The sequence below is a fragment of the Thalassotalea sp. G20_0 genome (genome assembly GCF_017744175.1).
GTDB lineage: Bacteria > Pseudomonadota > Gammaproteobacteria > Pseudomonadales > Endozoicomonadaceae > Endozoicomonas.
In genome coordinates this window covers 1-13,263 of sequence record NZ_JAGHQV010000023.1, presented here as the reverse complement: position 1 = coordinate 13,263, position 13,263 = coordinate 1, and the positions used below count along the sequence as shown (strand labels likewise).

General features: G+C 49.0%; 14 protein-coding genes and 1 rRNA gene. 8 read left to right on the top strand and 7 right to left on the bottom strand.

Going from position 1 to position 13,263, the window contains the following annotated elements; translation table 11 throughout:
• The first annotated feature begins 200 nt into the window (after positions 1 to 200).
• Positions 201 to 635, top strand: coding sequence for a hypothetical protein (locus J7438_RS14635; protein WP_209277118.1), 435 nt, complete (start codon positions 201 to 203; stop codon positions 633 to 635).
• 243 nt (positions 636 to 878) lie between these two features.
• Positions 879 to 1,271, top strand: coding sequence for a hypothetical protein (locus J7438_RS14630; RefSeq protein WP_209203230.1), 393 nt, complete (start codon positions 879 to 881; stop codon positions 1,269 to 1,271).
• Positions 1,272 to 1,312: 41 nt separating this feature from the next.
• Here the strand turns inward: J7438_RS14630 and J7438_RS14625 are convergent, their stop codons facing one another.
• Both J7438_RS14625 and J7438_RS14620 read right to left on the bottom strand, forming a co-directional pair.
• Positions 1,313 to 1,765, bottom strand: coding sequence for an Lrp/AsnC family transcriptional regulator (locus tag J7438_RS14625; RefSeq protein WP_209203231.1), 453 nt, complete (start codon positions 1,763 to 1,765; stop codon positions 1,313 to 1,315).
• The gene (locus J7438_RS14620) at positions 1,758 to 2,684 is read right to left on the bottom strand and encodes an SIS domain-containing protein (RefSeq protein WP_209277117.1); all 927 of its coding nucleotides are present in this window, start codon (positions 2,682 to 2,684) and stop codon (positions 1,758 to 1,760) included. Before J7438_RS14620 ends, J7438_RS14625 begins: the two co-directional genes overlap by 8 nt.
• A gap of 136 nt (positions 2,685 to 2,820) precedes the next feature.
• Between J7438_RS14620 and J7438_RS14615 the strand changes: the two genes are divergently transcribed.
• The gene (locus J7438_RS14615) at positions 2,821 to 3,297 is read left to right on the top strand and encodes a hypothetical protein (RefSeq protein WP_209277116.1); all 477 of its coding nucleotides are present in this window, start codon (positions 2,821 to 2,823) and stop codon (positions 3,295 to 3,297) included.
• A 146-nt stretch (positions 3,298 to 3,443) separates the two neighbouring features.
• Here the strand turns inward: J7438_RS14615 and J7438_RS14610 are convergent, their stop codons facing one another.
• Positions 3,444 to 3,758: a Rieske (2Fe-2S) protein gene (locus tag J7438_RS14610; RefSeq protein ID WP_209203234.1), complete on the bottom strand. Its 315-nt coding sequence runs from the start codon at positions 3,756 to 3,758 to the stop codon at positions 3,444 to 3,446.
• Positions 3,759 to 3,858: 100 nt separating this feature from the next.
• Positions 3,859 to 4,041 (bottom strand): type II toxin-antitoxin system RelB/DinJ family antitoxin, encoded by a 183-nt coding sequence (locus J7438_RS14605; RefSeq protein ID WP_209203235.1) that lies wholly within the window; start codon positions 4,039 to 4,041, stop codon positions 3,859 to 3,861.
• Positions 4,042 to 4,390: 349 nt separating this feature from the next.
• On the opposite strand from J7438_RS14605, the gene J7438_RS14600 reads away from it, so the two are divergent.
• Both J7438_RS14600 and ispG read left to right on the top strand, forming a co-directional pair.
• Complete coding sequence (locus J7438_RS14600; protein WP_209277115.1) at positions 4,391 to 6,376, top strand: transglycosylase SLT domain-containing protein; 1,986 nt, start codon at positions 4,391 to 4,393, stop codon at positions 6,374 to 6,376.
• 89 nt (positions 6,377 to 6,465) lie between these two features.
• On the top strand, positions 6,466 to 7,701 hold the full coding sequence (gene ispG, locus J7438_RS14595) for a flavodoxin-dependent (E)-4-hydroxy-3-methylbut-2-enyl-diphosphate synthase (protein WP_101748237.1): 1,236 nt from the start codon (positions 6,466 to 6,468) through the stop codon (positions 7,699 to 7,701).
• A 170-nt stretch (positions 7,702 to 7,871) separates the two neighbouring features.
• Here the strand turns inward: ispG and J7438_RS14590 are convergent, their stop codons facing one another.
• Entirely contained in the window at positions 7,872 to 10,208 is a 2,337-nt protein-coding gene (locus J7438_RS14590) for a penicillin acylase family protein (RefSeq protein WP_209277114.1), read from the bottom strand.
• Positions 10,209 to 10,536: 328 nt separating this feature from the next.
• Between J7438_RS14590 and J7438_RS14585 the strand changes: the two genes are divergently transcribed.
• Positions 10,537 to 11,196: a 7-cyano-7-deazaguanine/7-aminomethyl-7-deazaguanine transporter gene (locus J7438_RS14585; RefSeq protein WP_209203239.1), complete on the top strand. Its 660-nt coding sequence runs from the start codon at positions 10,537 to 10,539 to the stop codon at positions 11,194 to 11,196.
• 95 nt (positions 11,197 to 11,291) lie between these two features.
• Positions 11,292 to 11,693 (top strand): PPC domain-containing DNA-binding protein, encoded by a 402-nt coding sequence (locus J7438_RS14580; protein ID WP_209203240.1) that lies wholly within the window; start codon positions 11,292 to 11,294, stop codon positions 11,691 to 11,693.
• On the opposite strand, the gene J7438_RS14575 is transcribed toward J7438_RS14580, so the two are convergent.
• The gene (locus J7438_RS14575) at positions 11,690 to 12,229 is read right to left on the bottom strand and encodes a chorismate mutase (RefSeq protein WP_209277113.1); all 540 of its coding nucleotides are present in this window, start codon (positions 12,227 to 12,229) and stop codon (positions 11,690 to 11,692) included. The two genes, J7438_RS14580 and J7438_RS14575, sit on opposite strands and share 4 nt — an antisense overlap.
• A 321-nt stretch (positions 12,230 to 12,550) precedes the next feature.
• Between J7438_RS14575 and J7438_RS14570 the strand changes: the two genes are divergently transcribed.
• Complete coding sequence (locus tag J7438_RS14570) at positions 12,551 to 13,021, top strand: hypothetical protein (protein ID WP_209203242.1); 471 nt, start codon at positions 12,551 to 12,553, stop codon at positions 13,019 to 13,021.
• Between the two features lie 133 nt (positions 13,022 to 13,154).
• On the opposite strand, the gene rrf is transcribed toward J7438_RS14570, so the two are convergent.
• A 5S ribosomal RNA gene (rrf, locus tag J7438_RS14565) occupies positions 13,155 to 13,263 on the bottom strand; the annotation flags it as partial.

The following is a 13,263-nucleotide window of genomic DNA, read 5'->3' as shown; positions in this document are numbered from 1 at the left end:
GACAAGGCGGCAAGTTATACTGACAATCAACTTGGGAAACCTTTCAACCGAAACAAATAAACGAATCCTCCCCAAATGGTCTACTTTTCTAACGGCGTTCCTGCTGCAGCATAAAAAGTCAATTGGACTGTGATACGGGGTTCTATTCCCTGCTGTGGTGGCCGCTGATTCAATCTCATTTAATGAATGGTCTGCTACCCATGAAACGTTTACTGACATTTATAGTGACGCTGTCACTGTGTTCAATTGCACAGTTCTCAATTGCTGCCCAGTATCTGGATATGCCGCCCAGCTATGAAGATGCAACTACCTATACGATTCACCTGAAACCGGGTGATGACAGGGAAATCAGTATGAGTGAAATCTTTCGTCTTTCCAGTGAGGGCTATACGTCAATAAGAATCAAAGTGGCTACTACTAACAGGGTTAATAGAACCAAGCCAACCAGGCGGTATCCGTTTTACCATAACGACATAGCTGAACGAATCCCTCATTGCCGCCTGTTAAGGCAGCATGACTACGATGATAATTATCGGGTATTACTGGACAACACCATTTATCAGTCCAATCTCAGCTACGATGATGCCGTTTTATTGATTGGCAAACTCGTATCGGTGAACTCCTGTACATTTTGATGTCCTTGGGCACAGCTTAAAAAATCCTGACCCGGCCCTTCATCACAGGGCCAAGGAGCAGGACGCTATAACCTATTGATTAAATTACTAATATTAAGAATCTGACTGGCTCGGGAAACCATTTCGGCTCTACATTCACTCTCTTAATGTTTCAATAAGGAACTATTTTCCAATTTATCAGTCTGATTTTTAGTGAAAACCCTTTAATTTTTACTAATTGAATAATTTACAAGGACTGATTCCATGAAACTCACCTACTCACTGTTCAGGCTATTTTCCCTGATACTTTGTACTACTGTACTGTCAGCCGGGGCTTTTGACCTTGCAGCACCTGCTTACCATAATGATTTACCGCCCAGCTATGAAGATTCCGTGGCCCATTCCACGTATACCATCCAGCTCAAGCCCGGTGACAACAGATTCATTAGCTTCGTTGAACTTTTTGGTCGGGGCTATTACAACCTGAGAGTCAATGTAGCCAGTGATTTGAAACAGCCACACTGCCGTCTCTTTAAGCAGAGCAACGGTTATTACCGTGTTCAACTGGATAATATGATTTATGATTCAAACCTGCATTATGACGATGCCGTCCTGGAGATTGGTAAACTCGTCTCTGTGAACGCCTGTCGATTCTGATCTCTGCAAAGATTGTAATAATGGGAGCCGTATTGCTCCCTTTACAGAGGAAGCGCAGTGGTGAACTTCATCTGTTCCATGGCGAAACTGGAGGTTACATCGGTCAGTCCCTCCACGCTGTTGACCAGTGCCTTATAGAAGCGATCAAACGACTGAATATCTTTTACGACAACCCTGAGTAAATAGTCGTATTCACCACTCATTCGATAGCACTCAGCAATTTCCGGAAAGCTGGCCACCACCTTGCTAAAAGACGCCAGCCATTCACTGTTGTGATGACGGGTTTTAATATGAACAAAAACAGAAACCCCTAACCCAACCTTGTCAGGATTGACCAGGGCGACACGCCTTGTGATATAGCCTTCAGCCTCCAGACGCTTAATGCGCTTCCAGCAGGGTGTTGGAGACAGACTGACTTTTTCAGCCAGTTCAGCCAACGAGGGAGTCGTATCCTCCTGCAACTCCCGTAATATGTCACGGTCAATTTTATCCATTCAGCAGACCCACCACATTCTGGTCACGATCTTTCACCACCAGCGTATGAACTCCCTGTTCTTTCATTAACAGCCGGGCCTCTTCAGCACTGATATTTTCCTGAACGCAGACCGGTGCACCATTCATAATATTTCTTGCATTGATACCCTTAAGATTCTCAACACCCGCCAGATTACGGCGCAGGTCACCATCAGTAATAATGCCACACAGTAAATCGCCTTCCATGACCAGACACAGGTTGGTTCGATGGTTGGTCATGGTCTGCATGACCTGCGTGAGACTACAATCCGGGGTTACTGTTGCCAGGTCACCACGGCGGATCACATCACGGACCCAGACCATTTTCTGGTCACTTTGCTGCGCTTGCGGGGAACTGAACAGGCGTCGGCGAATCAGGGTTTCAGCCAACAGGTCGCCAATAGCCAGCAAAACCGTGGTATAGGTCGTGGGGGCCTGCTCCCGGTCTTCACGACTCTCAACCACACTGGCATCCAGCACAATATCCGCCTGCTCAGCAACCGGCCCCACCGGATCACCGGTAATGGCAATCACTTTGTTACCCATTTGCCGAATTGCCGGATAAAGCCGTAGCAGCTCCCCAGTCCTGCCACTGTACGACAACATGATAATAACGTCACCGGGGCCAATCATACTCAGATTGTCTTCCCAGGTTTCAGCGGCATTCAGTATATGCGTAGACAAGCCTGTTGCATCAAGCGTTGCAGCGATTTTCTGCCCCACCAGGCCAGACTGCTTCACACCAAACAGGATGGCGCGTCCACGGCACTCGGCCAACAACTCGAGGGCTGCAGTAAAGCTACTATTGATTCTGGCTTCCAGTGATTTGAGCGCTTCGATCTGTCCGGCAACACTGTTACGCATGGCATCAGAAACCAGCATGTTGTTGTCTAAATTCATGGTCCATCTCTTCTAATCATTTTCCCTCAGTGTGACACAAAGGCCTTGATAAATAATTGATCAGGAGCATTGATGCATAAAACATTTGGTCTTAGGAACCTTTTACTGTGTTTAAGTGTCAGATCAGGTGTCATTAATGAAAACGGGAGACGCCATGAATATTGGCAATATGGCAACAGGTTTGGCAGGGGTTGGTCTGGCAGCGGCCGTCAGTCTCAGTACTGATGTTGTTAATTCTTCTATTCTGAAAAAGTGGCGAACCCGTGCTGTCATGGCTCTTTCTAGCACCCTGGGCACCAGCTTAAGTCTGGTGCAATGCATTCGGGAAGGCAGAAACATATCCACCAGAACACTGGCAACACTGGCAACGAACGCTGGCGTTCTCGCATACAGTTACCTGCAACCCTGGGCTGATGATTTCAAAAATGATCTATTGGCTATTGAATCGATTTGGAAAAAAAAATGTCTTAAGGATTATTGGACGTATGGCAAAATGCCCAGCCCGATATGCGATCGTTTTCTTGATAATGTTGAAGTGATCGAATGGAAGAAAGAGCAAGTCACTGGCAAATCGTACAAGCTGCAAAAAGTGACATGGACTCGTTTCGGGTAGCTGCCGATTTTCAATCCAGGGGTGCTGGCATTATCCAGCCAATTGTATCTTCGGGCATTGCGAGACACTCCAGGGTAATGCCGTCGTTCATATCACCAGCGATACCCACGGGACACAAGTAACGTAGATGGCATGTTAAATGGGTATTATTTCAGGTAAACAACTCCCTCAATGACTTCGCACTCCAGGGCAGTCAGCCGGTCTCCCGGGCAAGGTCCTGCTATACACTCCCCCGTCTCAATCAGAAACTGGGCACCGTGGGTGGCACACTGAATCAGCCGCTTTTCAGAATCCAGAAACTGATCCGGCTGCCACTCAAGGTTAATACCAAAATGCGGGCAACTATTTTCGTAGACGTATACCTGATCGCCCTTACGTACGGCAAAGATATGTCCACGCTCATTACGGAAGCCTTTGCTACCGGGATCCTGAAGCTCATCGATAGAACACAAACGAATCATTACTTCACCATGATGTCAAAGACGATAATAATATGGTCGCCCGGCTGAACCCGATCCTGCCAAACCGGTTTGCATGGCTTTACGACAAGTCTGGTCAACCTTATTTTCTTCCGGGCTCTTCTGGCAGACGCACGTCAAAAGGCATACCCCGCTGCAACACAATCTGACTGAAATAGATATTAATGGCCTGGGAAGTGGTTAGCCCGAGTCGGCGCAGAATCTCTTCGGCCTCCTGCTTTAATGGCTCATCAATTCGTGCCCGGACAGTAGTCTCTTTTGCCATAATCACTGCACCTCATGCATCTTTTCTGGAATATTTCTGCAAACAATAAAAATTATAAAAAACATCCCATGCTGCGGGAAAACGCTACTTTACGCGCAGCCGCTACACCCTGTTATCAATCTGCCGATTGACTGTTCTAAGCTGACAAAATATAACAATGTATAAAGAGTTGCCATGAGACGTTCACCAAACTTCCGTCAATGCTTTCGCAGGGTAAGTGACTCACGGCCAGTGCTTTTATCACACCAAAAGTAAAACAGGACGTTTTACGCAGTCACTAACAGGGATCATAGAGATTGAAGCTTTCGTTATGTTGAACAAGTTATCTCATTGCTTACTCCTTTTTTCATTGGCCACATCACTTCTGCTCCCCACATACAGCCTGGCTAACGAGTCAGAACGGCAGCAGATGCTGTTCAAGCGCGTTGAAAAAGCACTGAAGACAGGGGACCATAAACTTTACGAGAGTTATCGATCTGAACTCAGTGATTACCCTCTGGCTCCCTACCTTGAGTACCTTAGCCTCACCAACGATCTCGAACGTATCAACCAGAGCGATATTGACCAGTTTGCCAGCCAATACCCCGATTTACCGCAAACCAGCCAGCTCCGGTACAAATGGCTGCGGCATCTGGCCAGTAACCAGCGCTGGCAATCCTATCTTGCTGCCTATCAGCAGGATGATGGCGGCCGCTATCAGTGCCTGAAAGGCATAGCCCTGCAAGCACTGGGACAGACCGAACAGGCCTGGCTGGAGGCAAAAAGTCTCTGGCTGAAAGGCAAGTCACAACACAAGGCCTGCGATCCGTTATTCGAAAGCTGGAAAGCCTCTGGCGAACTCACCCAAAGCCTGATTATTGCCCGCTTCTGGATGGCTGCTGAGCAAAACAACCTGTCCCTTGCCCGCTACCTGAATAAGTCAATTAAAGATACGTCTTTCAAGGTATCAACAGAGCTGTTCTGGGAGGTCAACAAACATCCCGAACTACTTCATACCGCCCGCTTTAATGGTGACCTGGAACATCAGCGGATCATTATGCTTCATGGCATCAAAAAACTGATTACCAAAGATCTGGACCTCGCCGTCAGCACCTGGTTGTCAATGCGCAACCACTATCCTTTTTCCCCGAAGCAGCGATCCGCTGTCGACCAGCGGATCGCGATGAAAGCGGCCAAGAACTTTGTGGACAACGCCGAAGAAATTATTGCCAGCATTGACCCCGATTTCCATTACCAAAAGGTCACCGAGTGGCGAATCAGACTGGCACTGGCTGATCAGGACTGGGAAAGAGTCCTGATACTGTTAGAACATCTGCCAGCGACTATCAGAAACAGCAGCCGCTGGCGCTATTGGAATGAAGTCGCCCTGCTCAAGTTTCAGGAGGCAAGCTATCAGCTGGTCGGGATGCCTATGCCGAGTAAACCCATGTTGCTGCAAACACCAACACTGAGCGCGCTGGGCCAGGAGCGGAACTTTTACGCTTTTCTGGTGGCAGACCTGAAAGGACAACCCTTTCAACTGAATCACCAGCAACAAGCCATTCACCAGCAGGATCTGCACAAGCTCAAGCAATACTACCCGGGTTTTAAACGTATTCGTGAGTGGCTGCACCATAAGCGCTTTTATAACGCCCAGATGGAGCTGAACCGGATAACCCCAAGCCTGGATAAAACCCAGCAACAGTTAATTCCCTATCTCGCCCATCAATGGGAATGGCACCATCAGGCGATTATGGCGGCTGCCCGGGCAACACTCTGGGACGACCTTAGCCTCCGCTTCCCGACACCGGACGCTGATATTTTCAGTGCGCAGGCAGAAAAACGTAAGCTGGATTATCCCTGGGTTCTGGCCATTGCCCGTCAGGAAAGTGCTTTCCATCCCATGGCGCGCTCCAGTGCTGGTGCCATGGGGTTAATGCAGTTGATGCCGACAACCGCAAAGCAGGCGGCGAAAAAGGCCGGAATACCGTATAGAAAGAAGTCAGAACTGTTTAAACCAGAAATTAACATCGCACTTGGAACTACCCACCTTGCCTGGTTGTCCAAACGATTTGAAGACAGCCGAATTCTGGCAACAGCGGCATACAACGCCGGGAGTACTCCGGTGAAACGCTGGCAGAAACAGAGAGGGCATCTGCCACTGGATATCTGGATTGAGACCATTCCCTACGATGAAACTCGTAAGTACGTCCAGAATGTCATGGCTTATCGCGTGATTTACAGTCTGCTGGAAGACCAGCCTGCACGTATGCTCTCATCTCAGGAGATGGCCTCCCTCAGTCTTAACCTGCAGGAGTCCAAGGTCATTGCCCAGAGAGAGCATGGGCAACCATGACAGGATGCTTCGGTTTTCCGCTCAGGAAAAGTCTTCAGGTTCTGATACACTGATTATTTCTAATTTTTATTACTTGGAGAACAACGTTTATGGACAGGCGTCATAAAACCCATGCTGTTCAGGTTGGACACGTCACCATTGGCGGTGATGCTCCCATTGTGGTTCAGTCAATGACGGACACCGATACTGCGGATGTCCAGAAAACCATTGACCAGATTCGCCTGCTGGCGGATGCAGGCTCTGAAATCGTTCGCGTAACAGTGAATTCAGAGGAAGCAGCGGCTGCTATTCCGGCAATCTATGAAGGTCTGGCCAAACACAACTGCAATGTACCCATTGTCGGGGACTTCCATTACAACGGTCACCTCCTGCTGACCAAGTACGATGAAACCGCCAGGCTGCTGCACAAGTACAGAATTAACCCTGGTAATGTCGGCTTTGGCGATAAGAAGGATGACCGCTTTAATGCCATGATTGATGTTGCCATCAAATACGATAAACCGGTGCGTATCGGCGTTAACTGGGGCAGCCTCGACAAAGAGCTTTCTACCCAGCTGATGGATGAAAATGCCCGATCCGCCAACCCAAAGTCTTCCCAGGAAATCCTCCATGAAGCATTGGTCCTGTCTTCCCTGACCAGTGCCGATGCTGCGGTTAAGCGTGGTCTCGGTGCCAACAAAATCGTTATCTCCTGTAAGGTCTCCCGGGTACAGGATCTGATCAGCGTCTACCAGATGCTGGCTGATCGGTGTGAATACGCCCTGCACCTTGGGTTGACCGAAGCCGGTATGGGCAGCAAGGGCATTGTGGCATCCAGTGTCGCCATGGGCATTCTCCTGCAGCACGGTATTGGCAACACTATCCGCACCTCCCTGACGCCAGAGCCCGGTGCCTCCCGCGATAAAGAGGTGATTGTCTCCCAGCAGATCCTTCAGGCCCTGGACGTTCGCAGTTTTGCTCCGGAAGTGACTGCCTGTCCTGGCTGTGGTCGTACCACCAGCACCTTCTTCCGGGTTCTGACCGATGAAGTGGATGGCTTCCTGCGCAGTAAAATGGTGAACTGGCGCCACCAGTACGTCGGTGTGGAGAATATGAAAGTTGCCGTGATGGGTTGTGTGGTTAATGGTCCGGGGGAAAGCAAGCATGCCAACATCGGTATCAGTCTGCCGGGTACCGGTGAGGCACCTTCTGCCCCGGTATTTGTTGATGGTGAGAAGTTCACCACATTGAAAGGCGAGAATATCGCTGAAGACTATAAGAAACTGATCGAAGAGTATGTTCAGAAAACCTATGCTCCCCGGGAGCAGGTGATCGCCAGCAACTGATGATTACAGACTGATAAATCAGCACCGCTACACTGTGGCGGTGCTACCCTCTTCATTTTTCCCTCAGCAAAATTGACATCCATCTAATTTCAAAACTGAATCGCCAGCTTTGCCCTGATAGGTCTTTCACTTCATCGGAAAGACCGTTATCAGGACAAGCTTCAGGGGATTTAAGGCGTCAGAGTCAGGGTATATTTTGCATCACCCGGTAAGAACGGACTGGCCTTCCCTTCCACCCAGTCCATATAACCTGCGCTAAAGAAAGGAGAGAGCGGGTGGCCACTCTGACCACCCGGCATATGAAATATTGCTTCATCTTCACGCCCGGGAGACACCACCAGCCGTTCAGATACCCCCTGATCGGCACGCTGGGCCCTGGGCATCCAGACATCACCAGAAAGAGGTACGGCGGGCATCTCCAGCAGTTTGCCAAAAACAGGAATGGCATCACTCAATGGGTGGCGGATATCAGCGGTATTTCTCTGTCCCCAGGTGGCATTGCCCAGCTGATCTTCGCCACCGAGATCACTCACTACCTGATCCACGGTTTCGAGCAGCAACTCATCCCAATTTTCGTACTGAGGACTCAGCCAATGTAGCGGACGTTCTTCCAAAAGACGCCATATCATCTCGCTTTCATGGTTTAACTTCTGCATAAAGCCATCCTCTACATCCTCTTTGGCTTCTGAAGAGAGGGACAGAAAGTAGCGTCCCAATGACGACATGATCTTCAGTTTAAGAGCATCTTTATACTCACGGACCAAACGGTAACCAACATCGTCAGTGGCAGCCTTACCAGACCAGTTGCTCACATAACGATAAAACGTCTGCCGGGAAAGATTCCCTGCCATCACGTCTTCAGTGAGTGTATCCAGCACCAGCCGCCGCCAGTTATCCATATAGAGAGCACGATGATCCAGGGCAATCTCCAGCAACGCCTGTTCATCAGCACGCTCAAGTGCCATCAGCGCATCACGAATCTGTAGCTGCCGGGGTCCGAGGGCATAACCCCCGTTGCCCATCTTGTCGTAGTCTGCTCCGCTTACGATACGGGCATTGGCAGTCCAGACCCGTTGATCCGCAGGGTTATATACGCGTGGATAATGCACATCCGGAAGCCAGCCATCCCAGTTATCATCAGCCTGCTGCCAGGGCAGTGGGTAAGTGGAATCGATACCTGAACGGTTTGGAATCTGTCCGGCAACGGTCCAGCCAATATTCCCTTCACGGTCACCCACCGTAAAGTTCTGGGGTGGAATTCCACTGCGGTTGGCAATGGCCATTCCCTGTTCTACATTGCGGGCAACTTCCAGGCTCACCAGATTGACATTGGTCGCCTCCGGACGATGGGCAGTCCAGCGCAGGGCATATTGCGTATCGTCGTAGGCCGAATCAACCACCGGCCCCCAATGGGTGCCTGAATATTCAACGACAACCGGTTCCTGATCTTTGATATTGATGGTGTCAGTCCAGCGTTCAAGGGATTTTGGGCCATCATTGGTCATGTACTGGCCATCATCAATATCCAGCTCCACCAGATCAACCCAGTCACCAGCAGTATTGGTAAATCCCCAGGCGATATGGGTATTGCTGCCAACCACAATAAACGGTGTGCCCGGTAAAGTGACTCCGGTAATACTGACCCTGTCCTCTGGTCGGTCCGGGTGTGGATAACTCAAAGAAGCCCGATACCAGATGGTGGGCACCCGATGGCTCAAGTGCATATCATCCTGAATGATGGCTCCACCATGGTCCGTTAACTCTCCGGATACCGCCCAGTTGTTACTGCCAATAAGACTGTCTTCCAGCGTCGTTCCACCCAGATTGGCATAGAGCTCTGCCTCTTTACTGCGCAGGTCAACCAGCTCTGCCCCCGGAGTTGGCACATCCGGCAACTCACCAGGCTGCATTGGTGAGTCCCAGCGGGTTTTCAGTGGCGAAAGAAAATCGATAACAGCAGGTACGGTTACACGACTGAGGAAGCCTTTCAGGTTATCCAGTTTTACTTCATCATCATTGAGATCCATATACATGCTGAAGATCGACAGAAAAGAGTCTTCGTTTTTCCAGGGCTCAGGCTCCACACCCAGCAACAGATATTCAAAAGGCTTCTGTCCAAGATCTTTCAGGCCATGATTGACACCATCGGTATAGGCCTTCAAAAGAGCCTGATGTTCAGCGCTCATAATCTCAACCGCCTGCTGAGCGACCTTGCGGAAACGATGTTTTCTCTGACGTCTATCGTGATCCAGCGCCAGTTCACCCACCAGTTCAGACAGTTCACCCGCAGAGTTGCGTCGATTCAAATCCATCTGAAAAAATCGTTCCTGGGCATGGAGATAACCGGTAGCAAAGGCAACATCCATACGATCACTGCCGGATATCAGGGGAACACCCTGAGCATCCCGCTCAATCGTAACCGCAGCATTCAGAAAGGGAGCCTTCACTTCACCCTCCAACATGGGGAGACTTTGGCGAAGAAGAACAAACGCCGTAAGAATGATCAACAGAGATATTGATACAAGGAGAAAGAAGCCTCTCCTTAACCAGATCAGCATCGATACTACTCCATTATTGTTATTATATGAGGCAGGAAAAATAGCACAGTTTTACCTGGCTGCCCATGGAATCCTAAACCCATACCTGAGAGACGCTGGTCACATACAGATGCTCCAGATACATCGTCAGCCCTGATCAAAATAGCATCATACAAAAATTATCACTTGGTCCAACGTTGTAAATCCCGATAGAATACTGCTCATTTTTAATGGTTCTAACGTACTAATAATTGGTACTGCGCCTGAGTTCCCTCACCTCAACTAAAAAGGACTTGCCATGCAAACCAGCAATCGCGGCCTGAACATTCTGCTTTTATTATCGATATTTCATATCGTGACCATCACTGCCAGTAACTATCTGGTACAAATACCGTTTCAATTCTTTGGTATGCACACCACCTGGGGAGCATTCACCTTTCCTTTTATTTTCCTGGCCACAGACCTGACCGTAAGAATCTACGGGTCTGAGCGGGCCCGGAAGATCATATTTACCGCCATGTTCCCGGCCCTGCTGATCTCCTACCTGGTGTCAGTCATGTTCGTGGATGGAACCTTTCAGGGATTGGCAAGCCTGGCCAGCTTTAATACCTTTGTTGCCAGAATTGCCGTTGCCAGCTTTGCGGCATACCTGGTTGGACAGATCCTGGACATCACCGTTTTCAACCGTTTGCGCCAAAATGCCCTGTGGTGGGTGGCACCGGCCTGTTCAACCATTGCTGGCAACCTGATTGATACCCTCAGCTTCTTCAGTCTGGCCTTTGCCGGTTCATCAGACCCCTTCATGGCGGCACACTGGATGGAAATTGCCCTGGTGGACTACGGCTACAAGCTGGCCATCAGCATGCTGTTCTTCCTGCCTATGTATGGGGTGTTGCTAAACTTCCTGGTGAACAGGTTGAATGTACCCATCCAAATGAACTCTCAACAGGCTGCATAAAAGCCTGTGTATAAAGCAAAGCCCCGTTTAACGGGGCTTTACATAAATCCTGAAAAGGATAAGTTGATTGAGAGATCGGGGGATATAATAAATCAATGAGCATTTCCGTAATAGCTAATCGCCTTACTCAGGGCGCTGACCTGAAAACAGCCGTACAGGAACTGGTTAACAAGCACCGGATTTCTGCAGGTTCACTGGTATCCTGTGTTGGCAGTCTGTCCAGAATAAACCTTCGTCTTGCTGGCGCAGAAACTACGTTAGCGGCCGAAGGTTCGTTTGAAATCGTCTCTATAATGGGAACACTGACACCGGATCATCAGCATATCCACATGGCTGTGGCTGATGCTAAAGGGCATGTTTTTGGAGGGCATCTGCTAGAAGGAAATATCGTTGACAGTACTGCTGAGATGATTATTCACAGTTATCCACAGCTGAGCTTCTCAAGGGCTTTTGATTCATCCACAGGCTACACGGAACTTGTTATTGATAAGCACTAGTTTTTGATTAGACGTATCATCTGAAGGCTTTCAAACATTTTCTTTTTATCGTTTTCCGATAGATGCCTGGTATTTACTGTTCTGACAAAGTCTTTCTGCTGTTTATTGTCAAAAGCCCCTCCACCTTTCAGGTATTCGCTGATTCTCACCACAATTTCATCACCAAGCGCCAAAATCTTTGGCCTGACCTCAGAAGCTAAATCCCGATACTCACTATTTTCAGGATGTGTAGATAACCAGTCAGCCATATAGCGATATTGAATCGCCTTGGCAGCATCCATCTGTGCCTGGAAGAAATCAGCAATAGAGTCCGGTTGCAAACCTGCCTGCTGCGCATTGACCAATGCCTTCTCAAGCACCTGCTGTTCTCTGGCCAGGTCTTCGACCGCACGATGGTTCATGGCTTTGAATAAGGCAACATCCTGCATATAATTCAACCGCTGGTTGATTAACTGAAAGATTCCATTCGACATTGTATCTGCAACCGCCAAGGTGGAGAGCGTCAAACAGAGCAACCCGGTTACGAAAAGCTTCATACTTCCCCAACAATCCTCAGAGCTTAGAACCAGTTTCATTCCATTGATTCAGCCAGTGACGCCCAGTTCATATTTTACCCAATACCTATAAATATCTGCCAGGAGCCTGTCGGACTTAAGCGTCCGTCTAGGCGACCCCGTAGCGAGGATTGCGAGAAATTGAGGATAAAAATTTCTGCTTCTGAGGAGAAATAACTATGCCCCCCAAAAAAACGAAATGATTATGTTAGCACCACTGACCGATCTGTTATCACCATTGCAGGGAACAAAAGGTACTGTCCTCGCATCAAACTCTCTGAAAACCTACTGAGGATCACACCCATGCCAATAAAAACGCACCTGCAAGTATTCATTGCAACACTACTCTGCATTAGTTTTTTCAGCTTTGCTGAGACGGTTCAACCATGGAAAACAGGTAAAGCAAGACGAATCGGCAGGGGCGGGATGCCAGTAATCCAGGTATATGAACATGACGTCAATGGTTTTATTGCCTGTTATTCACATGACGATATTCCACCAGACCTTGTAACAGGAGATAAGCACCTCCAAGGTTTTGTGGCTATGAAGGGAATATACAAAGGACGCATTTTTCATCCCGAGGGGTATTTAGATATGGATATCACCCCTTTTCATACAACGCCCAGCGTCATGTGCCAGGACTACATTCCATCCTGCCAGGATGAGGGCAAGGAATGCTGGGCAGATGGTAATACCGGTGGCCACTTCGGTCGCCTTGTGAGAGCACTTGAAGCCGTTGATCGAATGCTGGACAGGCTGGCCCCATACCGATAGCAACTTTGGTAGCCTTATTCAGGCACGTGAAGCTGTTGATCCAACCGTAACAATCTTTCTCCACAAAGCAAAAACCCCGACAGATTGCTCTATCGGGGTTTGCAGCCTTGAGCGGACTCAAGGTAAAAATGGTGCCTGGCGATGACCTACTCTCACATGGGGAGACCCCACACTACCATCGGCGATCGGTCATTTCACTGCTGAGTTCGGGATGGGATCAGGTGGTTCTAACCTTCTATGGT